The organism is Anaerohalosphaeraceae bacterium, assembly GCA_035378985.1.
Classification (GTDB): Bacteria; Planctomycetota; Phycisphaerae; order Sedimentisphaerales; family Anaerohalosphaeraceae; genus JAHDQI01.
In genome coordinates this window covers 292,141-313,483 of the sequence record DAOSUR010000001.1, presented here as the reverse complement: position 1 = coordinate 313,483, position 21,343 = coordinate 292,141, and the positions used below count along the sequence as shown (strand labels likewise).

Annotated in this window: 20 protein-coding genes; 12 read left to right on the top strand and 8 right to left on the bottom strand. The window is 52.1% G+C overall.

Annotation, left to right across the window (positions count from 1 at the left end; translation table 11 throughout):
• Nucleotides 1-31: 31 nt before the first annotated feature.
• The 3 genes from PKY88_01410 to PKY88_01400 all read right to left on the bottom strand — a co-directional run bounded on the left by PKY88_01410 (nucleotide 32) and on the right by PKY88_01400 (nucleotide 4,196).
• On the bottom strand, nucleotides 32-1,075 hold the full coding sequence (locus tag PKY88_01410; protein ID HOQ03858.1) for a 4Fe-4S dicluster domain-containing protein: 1,044 nt from the start codon (nucleotides 1,073-1,075) through the stop codon (nucleotides 32-34).
• Between the two features lie 34 nt (nucleotides 1,076-1,109).
• A complete protein-coding gene (locus PKY88_01405) occupies nucleotides 1,110-1,724 on the bottom strand; it encodes a redox-sensing transcriptional repressor Rex (protein HOQ03857.1) in 615 nt (204 codons plus the stop codon).
• A 486-nt stretch (nucleotides 1,725-2,210) separates the two neighbouring features.
• Nucleotides 2,211-4,196, bottom strand: coding sequence for a NosD domain-containing protein (locus PKY88_01400; GenBank protein ID HOQ03856.1), 1,986 nt, complete (start codon nucleotides 4,194-4,196; stop codon nucleotides 2,211-2,213).
• A gap of 263 nt (nucleotides 4,197-4,459) precedes the next feature.
• On the opposite strand from PKY88_01400, the gene PKY88_01395 reads away from it, so the two are divergent.
• The gene (locus tag PKY88_01395) at nucleotides 4,460-5,608 is read left to right on the top strand and encodes a HEAT repeat domain-containing protein (protein HOQ03855.1); all 1,149 of its coding nucleotides are present in this window, start codon (nucleotides 4,460-4,462) and stop codon (nucleotides 5,606-5,608) included.
• Between the two features lie 74 nt (nucleotides 5,609-5,682).
• On the opposite strand, the gene PKY88_01390 is transcribed toward PKY88_01395, so the two are convergent.
• The 4 genes from PKY88_01390 to PKY88_01375 form a co-directional block, all read right to left on the bottom strand.
• Nucleotides 5,683-6,468 (bottom strand): FliA/WhiG family RNA polymerase sigma factor, encoded by a 786-nt coding sequence (locus PKY88_01390; GenBank protein HOQ03854.1) that lies wholly within the window; start codon nucleotides 6,466-6,468, stop codon nucleotides 5,683-5,685.
• Between the two features lie 149 nt (nucleotides 6,469-6,617).
• On the bottom strand, nucleotides 6,618-7,442 hold the full coding sequence (locus PKY88_01385) for a MinD/ParA family protein (protein ID HOQ03853.1): 825 nt from the start codon (nucleotides 7,440-7,442) through the stop codon (nucleotides 6,618-6,620).
• A gap of 157 nt (nucleotides 7,443-7,599) precedes the next feature.
• Nucleotides 7,600-8,016, bottom strand: a complete 417-nt coding sequence (locus tag PKY88_01380; protein ID HOQ03852.1) for a hypothetical protein — start codon at nucleotides 8,014-8,016, stop codon at nucleotides 7,600-7,602.
• A 35-nt stretch (nucleotides 8,017-8,051) separates the two neighbouring features.
• Nucleotides 8,052-8,327 (bottom strand): MerR family transcriptional regulator, encoded by a 276-nt coding sequence (locus tag PKY88_01375; GenBank protein HOQ03851.1) that lies wholly within the window; start codon nucleotides 8,325-8,327, stop codon nucleotides 8,052-8,054.
• A 584-nt stretch (nucleotides 8,328-8,911) separates the two neighbouring features.
• Here PKY88_01375 and PKY88_01370 point away from each other — a divergent pair.
• The 7 genes from PKY88_01370 to PKY88_01340 all read left to right on the top strand — a co-directional run bounded on the left by PKY88_01370 (nucleotide 8,912) and on the right by PKY88_01340 (nucleotide 15,319).
• Complete coding sequence (locus PKY88_01370) at nucleotides 8,912-9,922, top strand: sensor domain-containing diguanylate cyclase (GenBank protein HOQ03850.1); 1,011 nt, start codon at nucleotides 8,912-8,914, stop codon at nucleotides 9,920-9,922.
• 98 nt (nucleotides 9,923-10,020) lie between these two features.
• Complete coding sequence (locus PKY88_01365) at nucleotides 10,021-11,424, top strand: replication-associated recombination protein A (GenBank protein HOQ03849.1); 1,404 nt, start codon at nucleotides 10,021-10,023, stop codon at nucleotides 11,422-11,424.
• Nucleotides 11,417-12,007 (top strand): 5-formyltetrahydrofolate cyclo-ligase, encoded by a 591-nt coding sequence (locus PKY88_01360; protein ID HOQ03848.1) that lies wholly within the window; start codon nucleotides 11,417-11,419, stop codon nucleotides 12,005-12,007. The genes PKY88_01365 and PKY88_01360 overlap by 8 nt, the downstream gene beginning before the upstream one ends.
• Before the next feature lies 1 nt (nucleotide 12,008).
• Nucleotides 12,009-13,148 (top strand): L,D-transpeptidase family protein, encoded by a 1,140-nt coding sequence (locus PKY88_01355; GenBank protein ID HOQ03847.1) that lies wholly within the window; start codon nucleotides 12,009-12,011, stop codon nucleotides 13,146-13,148.
• Nucleotides 13,093-14,085, top strand: coding sequence for a VWA domain-containing protein (locus PKY88_01350; protein HOQ03846.1), 993 nt, complete (start codon nucleotides 13,093-13,095; stop codon nucleotides 14,083-14,085). Before PKY88_01355 ends, PKY88_01350 begins: the two co-directional genes overlap by 56 nt.
• Nucleotides 14,082-14,864, top strand: a complete 783-nt coding sequence (locus tag PKY88_01345; protein HOQ03845.1) for a MotA/TolQ/ExbB proton channel family protein — start codon at nucleotides 14,082-14,084, stop codon at nucleotides 14,862-14,864. Before PKY88_01350 ends, PKY88_01345 begins: the two co-directional genes overlap by 4 nt.
• Nucleotides 14,861-15,319, top strand: a complete 459-nt coding sequence (locus PKY88_01340) for a biopolymer transporter ExbD (protein ID HOQ03844.1) — start codon at nucleotides 14,861-14,863, stop codon at nucleotides 15,317-15,319. The genes PKY88_01345 and PKY88_01340 overlap by 4 nt, the downstream gene beginning before the upstream one ends.
• A 48-nt stretch (nucleotides 15,320-15,367) precedes the next feature.
• Here PKY88_01340 and PKY88_01335 read toward each other — a convergent pair whose 3' ends face one another.
• On the bottom strand, nucleotides 15,368-16,762 hold the full coding sequence (locus PKY88_01335) for a sigma-54 dependent transcriptional regulator (protein HOQ03843.1): 1,395 nt from the start codon (nucleotides 16,760-16,762) through the stop codon (nucleotides 15,368-15,370).
• A gap of 440 nt (nucleotides 16,763-17,202) precedes the next feature.
• Between PKY88_01335 and PKY88_01330 the strand changes: the two genes are divergently transcribed.
• Genes PKY88_01330 through PKY88_01315 form a run of 4 tightly spaced genes read left to right on the top strand, consistent with a single transcriptional unit; the run spans nucleotide 17,203 to nucleotide 21,334 of the window.
• Nucleotides 17,203-17,637, top strand: a complete 435-nt coding sequence (locus PKY88_01330) for a flagellar hook capping FlgD N-terminal domain-containing protein (GenBank protein HOQ03842.1) — start codon at nucleotides 17,203-17,205, stop codon at nucleotides 17,635-17,637.
• 18 nt (nucleotides 17,638-17,655) lie between these two features.
• Complete coding sequence (locus tag PKY88_01325) at nucleotides 17,656-19,383, top strand: flagellar hook-basal body complex protein (GenBank protein HOQ03841.1); 1,728 nt, start codon at nucleotides 17,656-17,658, stop codon at nucleotides 19,381-19,383.
• Nucleotides 19,384-19,408: 25 nt separating this feature from the next.
• Entirely contained in the window at nucleotides 19,409-20,593 is a 1,185-nt protein-coding gene (locus PKY88_01320; GenBank protein HOQ03840.1) for a hypothetical protein, read from the top strand.
• Nucleotides 20,594-21,334 (top strand): flagellar hook basal-body protein, encoded by a 741-nt coding sequence (locus tag PKY88_01315; GenBank protein HOQ03839.1) that lies wholly within the window; start codon nucleotides 20,594-20,596, stop codon nucleotides 21,332-21,334.
• The last annotated feature ends 9 nt before the right edge of the window (nucleotides 21,335-21,343 follow it).

Below are 21,343 nucleotides of genomic sequence, written 5' to 3'. Positions count from 1 at the left end.
ATTCTCCTTAACGATTTACCGTTCGGCCCTGTCAGCCGAGTTTTGTATCCTGAAGAAGACGATTGTACACTTCGACGGGGTTGGCGATCTTGGCCGTGCAGGCGGAAATGCATCGCCCGCAGCCGACGCAGGCGATTTGCCCGCCGATTTTTTCGGGCACGTATTTGCCTTTTCGATACAGCCGGTGGCGGTAGCGGGCGGCTCGATCTTTGCGGAAGTTGTGATTGCCTGCGACGGTGGCGAAGTTTTCCAGCAGGCAGCCGTCCCAGGCACGGAATCGGTATCCGGTTTTCAGGTCCCAGTTGACGCGGTCCTGCACATCGAAGCAGTAGCAGGTGGGACAGACTTGATTGCAGGAGCCGCAGGAATAGCACAGCCGTGCTTTTTCCTCCCAGACGGGATGATTGTAGCTTTGTTCAAGGACTTTGGGCAGCAGAGAGGGTTTGCACAGCAGAATATGTTTGTTCAGTACAGCGTTATTGTGTTCCCAGACGGCCTTGCGGGCCAGCAAATCGGCCTCGGAGGCGGGGGCGGATGAACCGGCCAGCCGAATGAGCTCCTGTCCTTTGGCGGTGGCGGCATCGGCCAGAATTGAACCGTCTTTAAGGACGGTCAGAAGGATATCGTAGCCGCTGCGGACGGTGGCGGTTCCCATCGAAGAGGCAAAGACGTTGGCGCTGGGGGTGACGACATCGAGGGCGATAATGGTAATCTGGCAGCGGCGGTCCATATAATGTTTGTCATATTGACCCTGACGGAACAACTCATCCATCTGGAGGATGGCGATCAGGTCATAGGGGTGTACACCGAGGAGAATCATCGGCTGAGCGTCCTGCACGGAGCGGCAGGGACCGCAGACTTCAAATTCGAGGAGCGTTTCCACCTGCGGCAGGACGTATTTTTTCGGGGGGAGAATGGTCACGTCGTAATCGAGCCGCAGGTCGGAAGCAGAGGCGAGAGGTCCGAAGGCGAAACGGCCGTTTTTTGCCTGCGGTGCCATGACAGACTGACCGGTTTTGAGCATTGCCGATACGAAGTCATCGAACTGCTTTGGGGTAAATTTAAGTACGCTCATGGTTTTTCGTTCCTGTTGTTCTGCATGTTTTTGTTTACAGATAATAAGGCAATATACTCAGCTGGGAAGCCAGATCGATGTCGATTTTTTTGACGGAGGGCGGGACTTTCAGGCGTCCGGGCGAAAAATTCAGCAGTCCGCGAACACCGGCCTTAACGAGTTTTTCTGTAACGGACTGAGCGGCATCGGCCGGCACGGCCAGGATGGCCAGATGGATGTTTCGTTTTTTCAGTCCGGCCAGACGGGCGGCGCTTTCAATGGTCAGATGACCGATTTTCTTTCCGATTTTTCTGGGATCATTGTCAAAAACGGCGGCGATTTCGAGATTGAAGGAGGAAAAGCCCGGATAGGCCACCAGCGCGGTCCCGAGCCGTCCGGCGCCCACGAGGGCTGTCTTCTGGGTTTTGTCCAGTTTGAGAATGTGCCGAATGCGCTGGGCGGTGGTCTGGACGGGATAGCCCACACCGGGTCTTCCGAAGTTTCCGAAGTAAGACAGGTCTTTGCGAATCTGATGGGGATTCAGTCCGAGCCGCACGGCCAATTGCCGGCTGCAGACGGTGAGCTCTTTTTCTCCCTCCAGCAGCGAAAAAGCCCGCAGATACATGGGCAGCCGCTGAATGGTTTCGTCTGGAATCCTGCGGTACTTCATTTTCCCTACAGCATTTTATTTGTGCTCACATTCACAAACAGCTGCCGTAATATAGCGTAAAAAGAACGATTCGTCAATCACTTTGTATCAATAAATCCAAAGTTTTTCACAATAAGTGCGGGAAATAATCTGTCGTGCATCACATAAAACCCTGTTTTAAGCAGGAGAAATCCGGAAATAGGAAATGCAAATGGGAACGCCTTGACGGTCTTTTCAAAGGAGGATAGGATGGGCTCGCCGTTTTTTGGAAAGGAACTTGAATGCCTATCTTTGAATATAAGTGTTTGGATTGCGGGAAGATTACGGAGGTCCTGGTTCGTTCTTCGGAGGTCAAAAAACCGATATGTGAACATTGCGGGTCGAAAAAGACCCAAAAGCAGTTTTCTGCTTTTTCAGCTCAAGTAAAGGAATCGACCCCTTCTGTTCAATCGGGTTGTTCCTCCTGCCCAAACCACTCCTGTCCGCACGCGGGCGGTTTTGCCTGAATTAAAAGGCGCCTTTAAGCCAGTTTTCGCACAGTTCAATTAATTGATTCAAATCACCGGTCCACTGGCTGGAAAGCAGGGCGATGTCATCCATATTGACTTTGAAGTCTTCATTCCAGTCGCCGGCCAGGAGGTCGTCGGGGCCCATCAGCCAGAATACCGTCAGGAGTTGAACATCTTCCAAGTCGATTTTGCCGGATTTGTTGATATCTGCAAAATCACAATAGTTATTCAGGTCTGTGCAGCCCTCCATTTCCCAGCGTGCGGAAAGATAGACAAAGTCTTGAATGTTCACCCAGCCGTCCTGATTGAGATCGCCGGGATTGGGAGGGGGCGGCAGGGTACCCGGCCAGACCTCTGAAGTGCCCGCCGGCGGAGTGATGAAGGTCCAGCCGCCGCCGGTGAATATGGAGCGGGGGATGCCGCTGTTGTTGGCAATCCGGACAGCAAGGGCTTTGCCTGCAGGAAGAGTGAAAGACTGCGGAGAGGTCTTAAACTGGAAAAGATTTTTTGTTCCGCTTAGAACCGCAGATGTCCCGCCGCTGATGAAAAGTCCGTCGGCCGGGTCGGCATAACCAATTTCGATTGTAAATGCGCTGCCGTTTACCGGCGTACTGAAAAGGATTTGACCGCTCCAGCCGTCCTGTGCGGAAAGGACATTGAAGCTGATGGGGCCCAGGGCTGACGTCTCGGACAGCCATAAGAGCGAGCTTCCTATCGGTATTGTTTGCCATTGACCGGGGCTGTTGGGTTCCGTTGACATTGCTGCTCCTCCTTTCAAATACCAGGTCTGAAGGAGGTAATTTGTCGGCAGTTCGGTCAGGGGGAAGTAATCTTGTGAAAAAGTTCCATACAGTGAGTACGGCGTTTCTCCGATCCCATTGTTATTCAGGTCTGTGCCGGAATAGGAGCTGTAGTAGTTGCCCATTTTGCTGGAGAAGATGGCATCTGCGTAGCGATAGGTAAACGGGATTGGACTGTTCCAATAGTCCCCTTCAGAAACACGGTAATAAACAAAGGAAGTCGTGTTCGCCTGGAAAAGATTATTGGAGAGGAGATTGTGCTGGGATTCAAAGCAGTAAAAGCCGTAATAGTTCTGTCGGACCGTATTGCTGAGCAGCTGATTGCTGTTGCTTTGGAGTTGAATGCCGTAGTTTGTGCTGTTCTCAAAAAGATTTTCCGTGATGCTGTTATAAAGAGCTCCTCCGCTGAGCAGCGCAAGACCGGTGTAATTCCCGAAACAAGAGTTCTGAGTGACTACGTTGTACAAGGAGGCGTTCAAACTGATTGCCGCGGAGTTTTGATGAGCCGTACAGAGGTTCTGCTGAATGGTGTTCTGGTTGGAATTGTTTAATTCGATTGCGGCACCGCCGTTGGCCTGTAGGGTATTGCCGAGCAAAAGATTTCCGCTGCCGGCCGAAATGGATATCCCGGCTCCAATATTGAAAGAAAAAGTATTATTCTGGATAATGTTGTTGGAGGCATTGTTCAGGTAGATTCCTCTGCCGTTTCGATTTTGACTGTCCCAGCCGCATCGGTTGTTTTCAATTGTGCAGTTGCTGGCATTGATTAAGGCGACAGCAGCGGCAGTTGAGTTGGTTTTGCAAATGCTGAAACCTCGAAGGGTAACATAGCTGCCCATAATCGAAACAGCATGAGCAGTTCCTGAATTGGCTTGAATCGTGGTCTGAAGAGGCCCGCTTTCCGATTCGATTGTAAGAATTGTCGAAGGTGTCGGAGAAATGAGTAGATTTTCGTTATAAACGCCGGTGCCATGTCCGGTTCCAGCGGATCCGACGAGGATGGTCACGGCCCCTATTTCGGCAGAAGCGGCATTCACGGCGGTCTGAATGGTTCGAAAGGCAGTTTCCCACGTTAACCCGTCCGTGTTATTCCCATTGTCGGCGACGTATAAGATTTTTCCAGATAAAGAGTTGCTGAAAAAAAATAGTGAGAGAATCAGAAGAAAAATACTCCTTTTTTTCATCACCCTGCTCCAAAAATATTCCAAGCCAATTTTGCTCTATCCTAAGACAGCAACTACCTATTCTTAATGAATTGCTTCCAACTATCTTAATGAATTGCTTCCAATAAAGCAAGAAGTTCTTAGAACTGAATTAATAAGATATAAAAGAGCCATATATGCCTTATTGTGGAAATTTTCGAATGAAGCACATCTTTTTTGTTGACGAAATAAAGGGAGTAGGTTCGCCAATCTGATTCATTAACAGTTCAGGATAGAGAGTAAAAATGGGGAAACTACAGAAAAAAGTTTTTATAAGAGCGGGGCTTTCCATTGTCTTATTAGAGATCGTTTTTTCTGGATGTGCCAAGAAGGGGAAAGCGGCTTCCGATGAGAAGGAAGTCCAAACGGCACTTCTCCAGAAACAGATTCAAACTCTTCGGTCTGAGCTGGAGTCCGTTCAAAAAGAATTGGAGGCCGAAAGGCAGACCTCTCTCGAACTGGCGGAAATGCTGCGACATTATCGAGAAGGCGGGGGGCAGGGTAATACTTCTTCGGCTGAACCTTCCGCGGCGGCATCGGTCCAGACTTCCGGCGGGGCAGAGGTGCTTTTGTCGAAAACAAAGGAGTTAACCGAGGAGATACAACGGCTGAAAGAGGAAAACAGCCGACTTGCCGGCCAAGTGCGGACTTTGAAAGCTTTGCGTCCGCCCGTGCCGGCTGTCGAGGAGCAAAAACCAACCTCCGCTCCTGTAGAGGTTTATGCGGTTGGAGAATCGGGGAACCAGACAATCAAAGATGCCTATGCACTTTTTCAGAAGGAAACAGCATCTTCGGAACGGCTGGCGGCTCTCGAGTCGATGCAGGAACTGGCATTGGAGCAGGAGCCGGAACTGATTGGGCTGCTTGAGAAAGCATTGGAGGACCCAGACCCTGAGGTTGTTCGCACGGCAGCTCAGATGCTGGAGCCCTATCGAAATCCTGCCGTGCTGCCGCTGATAGAAAAGGCCCTGCGCTCGAGAGATGAAGAGGTGCGTTTGAGCGTCCTCGGACCTTTGGAGGAGATTGAAGACCCGAGATGTGCAGAACTGGCGGTAATGGCCCTGAGCGACCCGTCGGATACCGTGCGGGGATGTGCTTTGGATGTCATTCGCGGACAGTCCCCAGATATCCAGATTCTTTCGCTCAGTCGGGCGATAGGGTTGGCGTCGGATGAGGTAAAATCGGAGGTCCTTTCGCTGCTGGAGCTGCGGGGAGATAAAGCGGCGGTGGAGGTGATGTTCAACGGTCTGAAAGACCCCAATCCGGAGTTTCGTGAGGAGGTTAAGTCGGTTCTTCGCCTGCTGCTGAATCAGGAGTTCAGCAGCTACAATCAGGCGATGCGCTGGTGGAAGGCCAACCACAGTCGGTATGATGACAATCTGCTGGAGCAATGAGGAAAATCGGCCTTCAGCGCATAAAAAAAGCGTGCCGAACAGCACGCCCGGGAGGTTTGAAGAGGAGAATTTCATCAGTCTGCGGACACAGCGAATTCCTTTTTGCGACTGTTGAGCTGGGCTTTGAGGCGAGCGATAATGGAGGAATGCATCTGTGAGACGCGGGATTCAGAGAGGTCGAGCGTGGCACCGATTTCCTTCATCGTCATTTCTTCATAATAATAGAGGATAATAATCAGTTTTTCCGCCCGCGTAAGTCCTTTGGTTAAAAGATTTTTGAGGTCGCGTTTCTGGGCTTCGATGACGGGATTTTTGCTTCGCTGGTCTTCAATGATGTCAATCTCCCGGATGTCCTTATCGCCGTCTGATTCGCTGAATTTGGTGTTAAGGGAAACCAGGCCGACGACGTTGGCGTCCCGCTGAAGCCGGTGAAATTCGTGTTTTTCCAGTTCCATTTCCTCGGCCAGCTCCTCTTCGGTCGGCAGCCGTCCCAAATGGGCCTCGAGCGTCTGCATGGCTCTGTCGAGCTGATGAGCACGAGCTCGGACCAGCCGAGGGACCCAGTCCATACTGCGAAGTTCATCCAAAATGCTTCCGCGAATTCGCGGTGTGCAGTAGGTTTCAAACTTGACGCCTCGTTTGGGGTCAAAGGCGTCGATGGCGTCCTTCAGTCCGAAAATACCGGCACTAATCAGGTCGTCGATATCTACTTTGTCGGGGAGTTTTGCCCAGATTCGTTCTGCAGTGTATTTGGCTAAAGGCAGATAATGCTCAAGGAGCTGATTGCGGGCTTCATTGGAGCGCGTTCGGAAGAACTCTTCCCAAACCTGCTCCACATTTTGGATACGGGCGGTTTTCATGCCTAAACCTCCATGTCTGACACATTCATTTCCGCACTTTGCATGGCCGCGTCCGATAACCTTGCTGGTAAATCCCTTATTTTTTTTTCTGCTCTGCGCGCAGGTTTTTTGACAGAGCGTTTAGTTATCGGCAAAAAGGCCCTGCATCTTTAGAAAAACCAGTTCACTACTTTTCGAAAGAACCCTTCGCCGGAAGTCTGCATGGGACTTGTATTGGTCAGCCGATGGCTGAGCGTTCGGATCCCTCTTGAAAAAGGGGATTTGGGGAACGCCAAAACGACCGGTTTCTGCATGCAGACGGCGGCCTGAAGACATTCATCGCGGCAGAGAATTCCTGCTTCATAGATGGGGGTGGCCAGAAATCGGGCGGCCACCTGGGCAATCTGCCGAGATATTTTTTTGCCTTCTTCAATGGAAGAGGCCATATTGACCAGAAGACTGATTCGCCCGGGATATTTTTTGCCGGCAAGGATTTTAATGACGGCATAAGCATCGGTAATTGCCGTAGGTTCAGGGGTTGTTACTACAAGGGTGTGGTCGGCAGCCATACAAAACCCGATAACATTTTGACCGATGCCGGCGCCGGTATCGATGACAATCATATCCGTTCTGTTTTGGAGTCGGTTGAATTGGCTGATAAGGCGATGATGCTGAAAAGGGGATAAATTGGCCATATTTTCCAGGCCGGAACCGCCGCAGATGACCTCAATCCCGGCCGGCCCGATCTGGGTAATCTGGTCAAGAGTTTTGCGGCCGTCAATCACATGCGACAAGTTGTAGCGACTGTTGAGGTTCATTATGACGTCCAAATTTCCCAAACCAAGGTCAGCATCAATCAGAACAATGCGCTGACCGGCGGCGGCCAGGCAAATAGCCAAATTCACTGAAATATTGGTTTTTCCCACTCTGCCTTTGCCGCTGGCTACAGCCATCACAGCGGCTCGGCTGTTCTCCTCGTTCCTAATCTGTGTCATTCTGCCCTGCCTTCGATGTTGTCCTGAATCGTGGTGTGCAGCGGGGCACGGTTTAAAGACAAACCGGGCCGCTCCGCTCCCATCGTGTTTTTCCCGGGACACCGGCCGGTGTCCCTTCAGCGTTTCTTCAAACGAGCCGGCGGCTCGCGGGGCGGTCTTATCTGGCGGCGGCCGTTTTGCTCTTGATATGCGAGAGCAATTCAGCCGCAATTCGATTATTCAAAAGGTTTTCGGACAATTTTTGCATCTGCATCTGAAGATAAAGCGGCGGATTGTTTCTCAGCAGGAGATGGGCTTCGGAGTCCGTCAGGGGCTCCACCTTCAGATTTCCGTTTGTTTCAAATCGTATATGAGAACTGTCGCAGAAGAGCAGACGATTTCGGCAAAGGTGTTCGCAAAGTGCCCGGGTCATACAGTGAGCGAACTCTGCTGTCGGCAGGTCTTGAGGAACAAATCCGGGATTGCCTCGGTCAAAGATATTGCGGAAGAGAATTTCTTTTCGCTGTTCCGTAAACTCGAGGATTTGCGTCAGCAGCTCGGTGAGGTGCTCGGTTTTTGCGGTTGTGATGTCCATATCCTTCCTTTTCCTAAGGGCTTGCAGCTGCCCTGTCAGTTTTTCACCTCCGGCGCCGATTCTTCGCTGAGCAGTTTTCGGATTTCTGTGAGGGTTTTTGTTTTTCGAAGTTCCGCAATTTTTTGAAGGCGTTCAAAAACCGATTCATCATAGAGTCGGTGGCCGCCCTCGGTCCAGCCGGACTCTCGGATGAGTCCCATAATGGTGTAGTTATGAATGGTTTGTCTTGTGAAGGGGGTGTATCGGACGATTTCACCGATCCTGAAAAGTTTAGCCGGCACGTCAAAAGTTCGCCGCTGCTGTTTGTTCATATCCAGCTGTTTATCGAGTTGTCTTCGGGTTCCGGTTAGTAATTTTGGCTTTTTAGAGAATCTTCATTTTTTCGAAAACACCCTATTTGCTCCAGTCAGAGCTTTTCGCTGAGCGTCCGGGTGTTCGAAATATATTTTACGTTTTACAAAATGTAAAATACATTTTTTAAATGTCGAGAAAAAAATTGAAATTTTTAAAAAATTTTTGCAGAAAAATGGCAAGTTGAAGGAAGACAGGGATTTACGCAAAAGGTAAGGTTGAAAATTTTTCCGTTCGTATTTCCGGGGGAGGGGTTATAGAGAAATTGGGAAAGTTTGAAAAGAGCCAAGAGAAGAGAGCTGTTTTGTATGGGCAGGTCCGATAATAACGCGGTTGTTTTGTTTTTCCAGATTCAGGAAAGACATCTTTTTCAAGGATTTTTAGAGACTTAAAGGGTTAACTTTCCGCTCCGGAGTACCGATATAGAAACGACATCTTTGGAATGGAGTAAGCTTTTTCGGAGAAGGCAAGAAAAAGGATTATGTCAAAAGAAAAAGAACAAAACAGACTCTCAGAACGTTTGTGTTCGGCCGGTGAATGTCGTTTGGTCACGATTACCCCCTTGGCGAAACAGATTAATTGTCTGGATGTCAAACGAATTGCGGATTTGTGTGTTACGGAAATTCCGCAGTTAATCGGAGCCAAATTGGCTTCTTTGTATATTCTGGATGAAACCAGTGATATTCTTCATTTGGAAAAAAATAATCATCCGTTTCTAATTAACAATATCGTATCGCTGAATCAGAATCCGCCTTCACCGATGGTGGCGGCAATTCGAAGCAAAGAGTTGTTGGTGGTGGAGGGGGATGAATCGCTTCGCAGTCCTCAAATTAACCGAACACTTCGGCAGTTTTCGGGGAACTATAAAACGCGCAGCTGTATTATTGCTCCGCTGGTCTGCCACGGCCGGGTTGTCGGGGTTTTGAATTTCAGTGAAAAAATCGGGGGCGGCAGTTTTACCTCGGATGATATCGCCATTGTGGAGCTGTTTCGTCATCTGATAGGCGCTTCCATAGGCAATATTCATTTGTTTGAAAAAACACAGCGGCAGGCCAAGACAGATGGTCTGACGGGTATGCTCAATCACCGCACATTTTATGAGCAGCTTGAAATTGAACTTCGCCGCGCCCAGCGCTATACCACAAATCTGTCTATCATTATGGCGGATGTGGATAATCTGAAGCCGATTAATGACAATTACGGACACAAGGCAGGGGATATGGCGATTAAGCAGATTGCCCGCCGGATCAGTGCCTGCATTCGTCAGATTGATATTGCGGCCCGGTATGGAGGAGATGAGTTTGCCGTGATTTTGCCGAATACCTCTCTGGAAGATGCCGTGGTTGTCGCAGAGCGAATGGTAGAAATGGTGAAAAGTACGCCGATGGTGTGGGAGGGGCATCGGATAGAACTTTCTATCAGCGTAGGAGTTGGGCAATACTCACCGGACAGCTGTATCAGCGATGTGACAAAGGCCACAGACCAGGCCCTGTATGCAGCCAAACAGGCAGGGAAGGGACGCGTTAAGGTTTTTGCTTCCGCTGCGACAACCTAAATATCCCATCTTCTCCATCTTTTCTTTTTTGATTCTTCATCGTTTCAGCTCCGGAAAGAGAATAGACTTTTTCTCAATCTCTGGTATAATCAGAAGATATGAGAAAGGGACAAGCGGAATCTCTCTTTTCCGGTGCAGAGAAAGATGCCCTCAGTGCGAATGCACCGCTTGCGGTTCGAATGCGGCCGAGAACCCTGGATGAGTTTGTGGGGCAAGAGCATTTTGTGGGGCCGGGCAAGCTTCTTCGCCGGATGCTGGAGGGGGGAACGATAACGAGTTTGATTTTTTATGGTCCGCCGGGCTGCGGCAAGACGACGCTGGCCCAGATTGTTGCCGGACAGATTGAGGCGGCATTCCATTATCTCAGCGCTCCGGCCGCATCGGTAAAGGATATCCGGGAGATTATTGAAAAAGCCAAAGATCGGCTGATTGAAAAGCGTCAAAAAACCCTCCTGTTTATTGATGAAATTCACCGATTTAACCGGGCTCAGCAGGATGTGCTGCTGGATGATGCTGAAAATGGGGTTTTAACGCTGATAGGGGCTACTACCGAAAATCCGTTTTTTTCTGTAAACTCTCCCTTAATCAGCCGCAGTACAATTTTTACCTTTGAGCCGCTGAAAAAGGAAGACATTTTCACTATCTTAACGCGAGCCCTGAAAGACCCGCAAAGAGGATACGGGAATTTGCCGCTGGATGTAGAGCCGGAGGCGATGGAGTTTTTGGCTGTGATGAGCGATGGAGATGCCCGCAAGGCCCTGACGGCCCTGGAGGTGGCGGTTTTATCTCAGCAGAAAAAAAGCGGTAAAGAACGGATTTGCATTGACTTGGAAACGGCTCGGGAGTCGATTCAGCGCAAGTCAATTGTTTATGACGGAACGGGAGATACCCACTATGATTTGGCCAGCGCTCTGCAGAAGTCGATGCGGGGTTCGGACCCGGATGCGACGGTGTACTGGCTGGCTCGGATGATAGCGGGCGGAGAGGACCCGCGGTTTATTGCCCGTCGGATTGCGGTTTGTGCGGCGGAAGATGTGGGGAATGCGGACCCGCTGGCCACGGTTCTGGCGGCGTCGGCACTGCAGATAGCGGAGTTTGTCGGGATGCCGGAGGCCCAGCTGGCTTTGGCTCAGGCGGCGATTTATATTGCCTGTGCCCCGAAATCGAATGCCTGTGCGAAGGCGATTTGGTCGGCGGTATCCGATGTCCAGTCTGGCCGGACGATCCCTGTTCCTCCTCATCTTCGGGATTCGCACTATGAGGGGGCCAAGAAGCTCGGCTTCGGCATCGGGTACCGCTATCCTCATGAAAGTCCGCTGGGTTATATCAAACAGGATTATCTGGGACAGCCGCTGGAAAAACCGTATTATGTTCCCAAGGACATCGGGCGGGAGAAAACCATAAAGGAGTATCTGGAAAAACTGAAAAAACAGGTTGCCCATTTCGAAAGAGAAGGTAAAAAGAGGAGGACTGAAAAGAACGGGCAGGCGCAAGATGAATAAAACGGAGCTTCGGGCACTGATTCGTTCGCGGCTGGCAGCCCTTCCGGCGGAGGAACGGTTGGAGAAAAGCCGTCAAATCTGCCGATGGGTAATGGAGTCGGATGTTTTTCGGCAGGCGACGGTTGTGATGGCTTTTTTGTCAATGCCGTATGAAGTAGATACAACGCCGCTTATTCTTCAGTCGTGGCGGCAGGGAAAAACAATTGCCGTCCCGAAAATCTCCTGGGAGCAGCGGCATATGATTCCGGTGGAGATTCAGTCTTTGGAAAGCGGATTGGAGACGGGGAAAAAAGGTCTTCGCAATCCGACCGGCGGCGTGCCGGTTCCGCTTGAAGAGATTGACCTGGTATTAACACCGGGTTTAGCCTTTGATGTTCAGGGGAATCGGCTGGGCCGGGGCGGGGCGTATTATGACCGTTTTTTTAAGAATCCGGGGCTGTCAGCAGCTCGCTGGGCTCTGGCTTTTTCGTTTCAGGTAGTCGAAGAAGTTCCCGTCGGCCCTGAGGATGAGCCGGTGGATGCTGTTGTAACGGAAACAGGAATTCTTCTGTGCAGAAAACGAACCCAATCGGGAGGGCAGTAATTTGGCCAAAGGAAAATATCGACCCTATGGTTCAGGCGGAGATGCCGCTCGTCGGAATCGTCTGATTGCCATTGCGCTGATGGTTGTGATTGCCGGAATGGTGGTTTTGATTCAAATGCGGAAGAAGAAAGCAGCGGTCGTCCCGACGGCGGAGGAGATTCCGAAGGTTTCTTTGTCGGAAATAAAGCCGGTTCCTGCGGAAGCGGCTGATGAGCCGGCCCTGGAGATGCCCGGACCGTCAAGCTCAGCTCCGGCTGCTGCTCCGGCGCCGGGACCTGCAGTGTCTGAGTCTTCTCCGCAGGCGAAGTCTCCGGAGCCGGTTTCGGCGGCGGGAACGACAGGAACAGCGGAACAGGCTGCGGCGGAAGCGCAGGTTGCTGCCAGTCCTGAAGTTCGGACTCTGATTGAAAAGGCCGTGGAGGCCAGAAAGGCCGGGAACATTATTGCGGCAAGGGATTCTCTTAACGAAGCCCTGAAGATGCCGATGAGCGAGGTGCTTCGGGATGAAATCAAGCGGCAGCTGGCCTTGTTGTCCGCACGGTGGCTGTTCAGTCGAGAGGTGCTGGATGGGGATACGCTGACGGAGTGGTATCAGGTTCAGACGGGCGATTTGCTGGTCAAGATCGCCAATACGTATAAGGTTCCGTATGAAATTCTGATGGAGATTAACGGGATTCGAAAGGCGGAAGGGCTTCAGGCGGGACAGAAGATTAAAGTGATTCGAGGTCCGTTTCATGCGGTAATCAGCCGCAAGCGGTTTACGATGGATTTGTACCTTCAGAATCAATATGTCAAAACCTACAAAGTTGGGCTTGGGATGCCGGGGCGGGAGACCCCCACAGGGCTTTGGCGAGTCAAGCCGAACGATAAACTGATTCAGCCGCCGTGGACAGACCCGGATACCGGCCGGCGATATGTGGCTACCGACCCGGATTATCCGCTTGGGTCGCGCTGGATTGGTCTGGAAGGGCTGGAAGGCCCGGCCAAAGGGAGAACCGGCTTTGCTATCCACGGCACCAAAGAACCGGAGACCATCGGAACACAATCTTCCCGGGGATGCATCCGTCTGTTTAACGGGGATGTGATTGAGGTGTACAATCTTCTGTTTGCAGGCCAATCCCTGGTGCGTGTGGAGGATTGAGGTTGTCTGGACGGGTGAGGTAGACGGGATGACCAATCGGATGAGCCGGTGGTTTGGAGGATTGGGATGCTGGATTCTTTCAGCCGGGGTGCATGCTGTATGTCTGGGGGCACTGGCCTTTGTTCGTTTTCCATCCGGAGGGACCTCGGATAGACCCGGTAGCGGGGCTTTTTCATCGATTGAGACGCCTGCGGCTGTGCGGATAAGGGAGCTGACGGCACCGAAACCTCAGGTAAAACCGCTGACATCCGAACGGCTTTTATCCCCTTCTGCGGAACGAAAGCCCCATCCTGAAGTCAGGCCCGAACCAACACGGAACCCTTCTTTTTCAATCCCGTCTCACCTTTCGGAAGAGTTGGTTAGGCCTTTGGTCAATTTTTTCGGGAATCGCAGTGCAGCCGGACGCATCTGTTTTGTTGTGGACTGTTCCGGAAGTATGTTTGGAAGGATGGGGCTGGTGCGCAGGCAGCTTGCGGAAGCTGTGTCGCGTCTGACTCCAGACCAGTTCTTTTCCGTTCTTTTTTTTGGAGGAAACGGGAGGATTTTGGAGCTCGGCAGGGGTGAGCTGCTGCGTGCAGTGCCGGCCGCTAAACAAGATGCGATTCAGCTGGCGGAGTCTGTTCGGCCGGAAGGTCGAACAGATGCCTTGTCGGCCTTGGCCAGAGCTATGTCGCTGCGGACATCGGATGGGCGAGGTCCGGATTTAATTTATTTTCTGACGGACGGTTTTGATTTGGATAAGGAAGGAACCGCCAGCCTTGCGGAACAGGCAGAGGAATTGAGGAGGAAACTGGCTCCGCAGGCGGTGATTCATACGATTGCTTTCTGGGCATCTCCGATGGACCGTCAGGTTTTGGAGATAATAGCCCAGCGAAGCGGAGGCAGTTTTACTTGTGTGGATTATGAGCCGGAAAATCGGATTGAGGATTTGAAATGACGACAGGGTTGGGAGTGATGGAAGCACCGTCGTGGTTTGACCGGTTTTTTCTGGCCGGCGGACCGATAGTCTGGTTTGTATTGCTGCCGATGTCGGCCGCAATGCTTGCTTTAGGGTTGGATTTGGGCTTTCGTCTCCGCCGGAAGGTTTTGCTGCCGAACAGTCGTGCGGGCCAGATAGCCGCCCTGGCGGGCCAATATGGATTGCTCGGGTTAGAGGCACGTCTCAAGGGCAGTCCGGACTTTTTGGGCCGGGCAATTCTGTGGGCTTTGTCCCAAAACAGAAAAAAGGGGTTTGACTTCGGGCTGGTACGGGAGGCAGCGGCGGACAGTCTGCGGGAACAGGGACTGGACCTGATGCGGCGAGCAGAGGGATGTCATCTGATTGGCACCGTGGCTCCGATGGTCGGACTTTTCGGAACGGTTTTCGGGATGATTCAGGCGTTTATTGTGTTGGGGGCTTCGGAAGGACAGCCCCGTCCGGACCAGTTGGCTCAGTCCATCTCCGTTGCTTTGGTGACAACGTTTTGGGGATTGCTGGTGGCAATTCCGGCACTGGTTCTGCATGGATTTTTCCGGATGCGGATTGAGTCTCTGATGGGTCAGGCAGCTTTCGAAATGGAGGCTCTCCTGGAGCGGCTTGCGGAGATGGGATGTTTCCGCAAAGGTCCGTCAAATATCCACGAGGAACCAACGAGAACTCCAATAGCGGAGGAAATGGAAAGTTCGGACGAAGAGGATGATGAACCTCTTGAACTTGAATTTGAGGCAGATGAATGAGAAAAGGTTTTTTGAATCTCCCCTTTGAACCGACAGGTTCGTTTGATATGACGCCGATTATTGACGTGGTTTTTCTGCTGATTATCTTTTTTATGCTGGTTTTTCAGTTTATTACAGCGGAAAAAGCGGATGTACAGGTGCCGGAGTCCATTCGTTCGGCCCAGCCGTCGGAGGAGGATGTTCTGGCAACGGTTACAGTCGGCAGGGATAGCGAGGGGAAGGTGTTTTTCAGGGTGGATGGAGTATCAGCAGAAGTCTCAGAAGTGAAAGAAGTTTCCTCGGTGATAGCCGATTTGATTGACCGGCAGGCAGCCCGAAAGAACGGTTCTTCCAAGAAAATTGTTCGGCTTCGCTGTGATAAGGAGATTCCTTTTGGAATAGCGAAATATGCTTTACAGGGGATTGCGGACAGCAGGGCAACGGATATTCAGTGGTCTGTAATAAAGGGGAACTGAACTTTATCTATTTTGACAGTACAGAAAATTTTGCCGGAAGAGGATGGGTCAGGAAACGGGCTGGGGCTTTTTTTCGGGTTCCTGAAGGTTGTACTGTTTGACTTTTGCGTAGAGGGTGGCCCGTGTGATTCCGAGCAGAGAAGCGGCACGGCTTTTCTGCCAACCGGCTTCTTCGAGGGCCTTTTTGACCAGTTCCCGTTCCGCTTTCTCGAGGGAAAAATCTTTGATGGAAATGGTTTGAGCGGTCTCCTGCGGCTGATCAGTCTCAAAGGAGAAGGCGGGATTCAGCAATAGGTTGCTGGTTCCGATTCGGTCTGAGGATTCGAGGAGGATGGCTCTTTCAATCACATTTTTCAGCTCCCGAACATTGCCGGGCCAGTGATAGCGTGTGAGCATTTCAGCGGCCATCGAGGTCAGCCCTTTGATTTTTCCTCTCTTTTCCGGGCAGATCGTGGAGGTCTGGATAAAATACTCGGCCAGCAGGAGAATATCTTCCCTTCGGGATTCGGCCCGCAGAGGAGCCAGAGGAATGGGGCAGACGCACAGCCGATAATAGAGGTCCCTTCGAAACCGGCCGGCTTCGACTTCCTGGAACAGATTTCGGTTGCTGGAGGCGATGATGGTTGCCTTGCATTCGATTTCCTCCAGCCCGCCGACTTTTCGGAATTTTCGTTCCTGAAGGACCCGCAGGAGTTTGGCCTGCAGGTCGAGAGGCATTTCGCTGATTTCATCGAGGAAGACGGTACCGGTGCCGGCCAGTTCCAGGAGGCCGATTTTTTCGCGGTCAGCGCTGGTAAACGAACCTTTGGTGTGACCGAAGAGTTCACTTTCGAGCAGGTTGGCGGTCAGGGCGGCACAGTTGATAGCGACAAACCGCTGCTGACTGCCGTTGCGGAGGATGTGGACCGCACGGGCGGCCAATTCTTTGCCGGTGCCTGTTTCCCCGACAATCAAAACAGGGTTGCAGTTGCTCTGAGCAACCAGGCGAATCATTCGCAGCGTCTGCAGCATGGCCCGGCTTTTTCCGACAATGGAAACCGAGGAGGGGCAGTCTTCCATAAAAAAGCGGTTGTCGGAAGCCGGCAGTTCTTCGCTTTGTGTGAGCCGTCGGACGGCATCGGCGAGTTGATCATTGTTTTCAATATTAAGAACGCACTCGGCGGATTTGTATTCGGCCAAGTACGTTTCCAGCGGGGGATGATTGAGCGGACCGAGCACCAGAACAGGCCGCTGCTGGTTATTTTTCCGGAGAGATTGAAGGGTTTGGAGGATATCAGTGCGGTCCACGTCCTGACCGAAAATTAGCAGGTTTGGATCGACGGCTTCCAGGAGTTCCCACACGTCTTCGACTTCATCGGCGGCATAAAGTTTCTTTGCAAAAGGTCTGGCTGCCTGCTGCGTGTTCGGCTGTCTGCCGACGACCAGAATCTTTTCCAAAGTCATATGCACTTACTCACGGAACAGTTCATCCTCAGTTTGTTCAAATCAGCGTACTGCTACCATCGGCAGGCGGAAATAGGAAACTTTAATAAATTATGGGACGGTCCAATAATTCAAAACTGGTAAAAGAGGAAGAATGTGAAGAAGGATTTTTTTCGGGAAAGATTATCGGACTTATTCCGGAAAGCTGGGCGGGTGAAACGAAAGATTGAAACGGAGCGGGAGGAATAATTTTCCGACAGGTGCGAAATTTTTGACCTCGGTTTGGAAAAGAGAACGGGATTCAGGAAGTTTTGGAGAAAACATTTAACTGGTTTTTCCTTAAGAGGTTAGAGCTTCTGCATGTCGGATTTATCCTGAGAGCTGGCATAGATGTTGCAAGGAAATCCTTTTTGGAAAGGTCTGAACAGTTCAATAACGTGCCTTTGATGGAAGGGAACAAGATGGCGACTGTGAAGTCTGCTGCAGAACAGAAATTGGATTTTATGAAGCTGATGGTAACGGAACTTCAGTATCAGAATCCGCTGGAGCCGTTGGATAACCAGCAGATGGCGGCGCAACTTGCCCAGTTTACCCAGCTGGAACTGTCGGAAAAGATGAACAACAATCTGGAGACAATCAACGACACGATCAGCAAGATGAATCTTGGATTTACCGGGGCGATGCTGATGGCGGAAATCGAGTATGCCCGCTCCCTTCTTGGGCACACGGTTTCCTTTTATAACGAGACCTATCAGCAGACGCTGGAAGGAAGCGTCAAGGGGATTCGATTTGTCGACGGCGAGCCGGTTTTGCAGGTGGAGGCCAAGAATCCGGCAAATGGTTCCGCTCTGGAAACGCTTACTGTTTCTCTGGATGAAATCAACAGCATTCAATAATCAAAAGGGAGTGAGCATATGGGTTCAGCACTATCTGCGGGTGTATCGGGCCTGAAGGCCCATCAGGCGATGCTGGATGTGGCGGGCAATAACCTGGCCAATGTCAACACGGTCGGCTTTAAGGGCAGCTCAGTAACATTTGCCGAGCTGCTCAGCCAGACCCTGCGTCGGGCCAGCGGTCCTGCGGGGAATCTGGGCGGAGTCAATCCGCAGCAGATGGGGAGCGGTGTGGGGATTGCTTCGATTCGGGTCAATACCTCGCAGGGAAACATCGTTACGACCGGTCAGGATTTGGATGTGGCGATTGACGGTTCGGGGTATTTTGTGCTGAATAACGGCTCGCAGAATGTTTATACGCGCATCGGCTCGTTTGCGGTGGATGCGAGCAATACCCTTGTGGACCCGGCGACAGGCTACCGGGTTCAGCGGATCGGCAACTACGGAGAAAGTGAGGGCTTCCAGACCGCCGGCGATACGAGCATTCATATTCCCTGGGATGCCTCGATGCCCGCCCGGGCCACGACGGAGATTACGCTGAACGGCAACCTCCGGGCTTCGGCGGAAAGCACCGCAGCGACGGTGCATAAGATTGTGTCCAATCTGGCCTTTACGACCAGCAATGGGGAGCGTGTGGCAACGGCCAATACTTATTTGTCTGATTTGGACCAGTGGACCACGCCGCTGGCGGTCGGTGCGACCGGAACGATTCTTGTATCCGGATATCTGGAGGACGGGACAGAGTTTACGAACCAGCCGATTACCTGGGTTGGAGCTGCTTCCGGCTCGGGGCCGACTATTCAGGATTTGCTGGACCAGATTACCGCCCTGTTTACGGATTCGACGGCGACCCTGAATTCGGACGGCAAGATTGTCGTTACAGCCAACCAGGCCGGCTATAACCTGGCGATGATTACCAATATGACGTATGTGCCGGCCGGAACGGATGAGATGACTGTGCCGACGTTTTTTGACTATGTGACCATCGGCGGCAATGATACCAAGAACTTCAAGATTACGGTCTATGACAACATGGGCGAACAGCATGTGCTCAGCGGCACATTTGTCAAGACCAATACGACCAATACCTGGGATTTGGTGATTGATTCCATTACAGGCGAAATGGCAGGTTCGTGGGACAGTTATGATATTCATAATTCGAGCGCCCTGAACCGCCGCATCTCCGGAATTGAGTTTAATCCGGACGGTTCTTTCAAAGGAATTTCCGTTCCCGGTGAGGAGGCGGTGATCGGAGTTCAGTTCGAGAGCAATCCCTCTGCGATTCAGACGATTGAGCTGGTGCTGGGGACACCGGGAGAGTTTACGGGGCTGACGCAGTTTGCCTCGCAGCAGTCGAGTGCGGCGGCGCTGACACAGGACGGATATGCAGCCGGCTCCCTGTCAAATGTGATGATTGACCAGTCGGGGATGATTGTGGGGACATTTACCAACGGCGTGAAAGTCAATATTGCAGCGCTGCAAATCGGGATTTTCCAGAACCCGGGCGGTCTGGAATCGATCGGCAACGGGTATTTTCTGCCGACGGCCAACTCGGGAGAGCCTATTGCCACGATGGCAGCCAGCAGCGGTGCGGGCAAGATTACCGGCCAGAGTCTGGAGCAGTCGAATGTGGATATTGCGACGGAGTTTGTGACGCTGATGCAGGCCCAGAACGGCTATCAGGCCAATGCCCGAACGATTCGGGTTGCCAACGATGTGCTGCGTGAACTGACCAATCTGATTCGGTAAAAAGGGAACGAACGGAATGGTTTTTTTGAGCCGACTTCAACCGATTGTGCTGTTTCTGGCGGGGCTGTCGCCATATGAGCGGTTTGAAGCAATGCGTCAGATGGACCGCAGCAGCCAGTCGGGTCTGACGGCTCTGCTGACCAATAAGTGGTTCATTATTCTGGGATGGTCGATGATTGCGGTTCTGCTGCTGATTCTGGCGGCAATTCGTCAGCAGCAGCGGGAGCGGAATCGCCAGAAGCAGCTTCGTCTGTTTGAAGAGAAGGCCAACCTCTTCGGGCTGACACCGGAGGAGCGTCAGGTTCTTTTATCCATCGCCCGTCAGGCCCGGATGAAACAGCTGGTCAATATTTATTTCCGCCCGCAGGAATTTGAGACGGGGATGAGGCGGCTGCTGCGCCGGACACTGGCTGATGCGGCGGATGAGGAGCAGCGAAAACGTCAAATTACGGTGATTGAATCCATTAAGTACAAAATTGGGTTTGTAAAAACCGGTGCATCCTCTAAAGGACGGTATCGCCGGAGTCAATATTTAACCAGCCGTCAGATTCCGACAGATGCAGAGGTGGGGATTGTCCCGAATTTCCCGATGGAAAGTCGAGACTATCGGGGCAAGGTGGTTTCGAATGAGGTGACGGGGATTTCGCTCGAAGGGGTCGCTCCGTTTCCGCTGAAGGCGGGGGATGCCTGCACCCTGCAGTATATGCTCGGGTCGGTTCTGTGGGGATTTGATGTCGTTGTCATCAGCTCTGAAGGGACGCATTTAAAGGTCTGCCATGTGGACCATGCGCGGTATATCAACCGGCGGCGGTTTGTGCGGGTTCCGCTTCATCAGCCGATCTGGGTGGCGAAGTTTCCGGTTTTTGTCCAGACGGACAAGCCCGCCATGCCGGTTTTTCAGCAGGCGGAGGTGGTGGAGTTTTCGGGGCCGACGCTGCGGATTCGAGGTGCTCTGAATGTGAGCCGGCGGGAGCGGGTTCTGGTGATTTTTGAAGTGGAGCCGGGGCGTGTAGTGCAGGATATCGCCGAGGTTCAGCGGGTCGGGTGCTCCGGAACAGGGCCGTTTTGTGTGGCGGAACTGATCGGGCTGGATGCCCGCAGTGAGGATGAGATGATTCGGCTGACCAATCAGGCAGCGATTGAACAGGGTCTGGAAGCGGAATCGGAAGAAGATTCCTGGGAAGAAACGGAAGCGGAGGTTCACGTTTAAATGCCGGACGGAGCGGAACGAATCGCATCAGGACTGAACGGGCTGGTTCGGCAGCTGGAGGTGGTGGCGCATAACGCTGCCAATGCCCAAACGGCCGGCTTCAAGCGGCGCGTGCTGACGTTTGAACAGGAGTATCAGAAGTCTTTGGAGGCCTTGTCAGGGAATCGTTCGCTCCGGAGCAATCCCATTCAGACTCGCCAGGAAATAGATTTTTCGCAGGGACGTTTGATTCAGACGGACCGTCCGCTGGATATAGCGCTGGAAGGACGTGGGTTTCTGACGCTTCAGACGCCGGATGGGCCGATGTATACGCGCAACGGCTGTCTTCAGATTAATGCCCTGGGGCAGCTGACGGACAGTCAGGGGCGGATTGTAGCCGGACAGAACGGCCCGATTAATCTGCCGGCGGATGCACTGGGGGGGGATATTCAGATTTCGCAGGATGGTGTGGTGCGGATCGGAACTGTTCAGGTCGGGCAGCTCCGATTGGCGGATTTTGGGGAGAATGAACATCGGCTGATTCCTTCGGGATTCGGGGTATTTGCCGCTCCGGCGGATGTTCAGCCGATGCCTGCGGCGGGGGTCAAGGTGCGGCAGGGCTATCAGGAGAGCTCGAATGTTCAGATGATTCAGGAAATGGTCAGTATGATGACGCTGTCCCGGCTGTATGAGGCGAATATGAATGTGCTGCGTCAGCAGCGGGAAGCCTCGCAGGCCGTTTTGTCAGCGGTTAATACGTGAAAGGAGATT

Coding starts and splice junctions, on each gene's coding strand:
- PKY88_01345 (HOQ03845.1), top strand. CDS start 14,082: ATGACGACAGGGTTGGGAGTGATGGAAGCACCGTCGTGGTTTGACCGG.
- PKY88_01385 (HOQ03853.1), bottom strand. CDS start 7,442: ATGACACAGATTAGGAACGAGGAGAACAGCCGAGCCGCTGTGATGGCT.
- PKY88_01315 (HOQ03839.1), top strand. CDS start 20,594: ATGCCGGACGGAGCGGAACGAATCGCATCAGGACTGAACGGGCTGGTT.
- PKY88_01400 (HOQ03856.1), bottom strand. CDS start 4,196: ATGAAAAAAAGGAGTATTTTTCTTCTGATTCTCTCACTATTTTTTTTC.
- PKY88_01375 (HOQ03851.1), bottom strand. CDS start 8,327: ATGAACAAACAGCAGCGGCGAACTTTTGACGTGCCGGCTAAACTTTTC.
- PKY88_01335 (HOQ03843.1), bottom strand. CDS start 16,762: ATGACTTTGGAAAAGATTCTGGTCGTCGGCAGACAGCCGAACACGCAG.
- PKY88_01340 (HOQ03844.1), top strand. CDS start 14,861: ATGAGAAAAGGTTTTTTGAATCTCCCCTTTGAACCGACAGGTTCGTTT.
- PKY88_01390 (HOQ03854.1), bottom strand. CDS start 6,468: ATGAAAACCGCCCGTATCCAAAATGTGGAGCAGGTTTGGGAAGAGTTC.
- PKY88_01410 (HOQ03858.1), bottom strand. CDS start 1,075: ATGAGCGTACTTAAATTTACCCCAAAGCAGTTCGATGACTTCGTATCG.
- PKY88_01380 (HOQ03852.1), bottom strand. CDS start 8,016: ATGGACATCACAACCGCAAAAACCGAGCACCTCACCGAGCTGCTGACG.
- PKY88_01360 (HOQ03848.1), top strand. CDS start 11,417: ATGAATAAAACGGAGCTTCGGGCACTGATTCGTTCGCGGCTGGCAGCC.
- PKY88_01405 (HOQ03857.1), bottom strand. CDS start 1,724: ATGAAGTACCGCAGGATTCCAGACGAAACCATTCAGCGGCTGCCCATG.
- PKY88_01330 (HOQ03842.1), top strand. CDS start 17,203: ATGGCGACTGTGAAGTCTGCTGCAGAACAGAAATTGGATTTTATGAAG.
- PKY88_01395 (HOQ03855.1), top strand. CDS start 4,460: ATGGGGAAACTACAGAAAAAAGTTTTTATAAGAGCGGGGCTTTCCATT.
- PKY88_01365 (HOQ03849.1), top strand. CDS start 10,021: ATGAGAAAGGGACAAGCGGAATCTCTCTTTTCCGGTGCAGAGAAAGAT.
- PKY88_01325 (HOQ03841.1), top strand. CDS start 17,656: ATGGGTTCAGCACTATCTGCGGGTGTATCGGGCCTGAAGGCCCATCAG.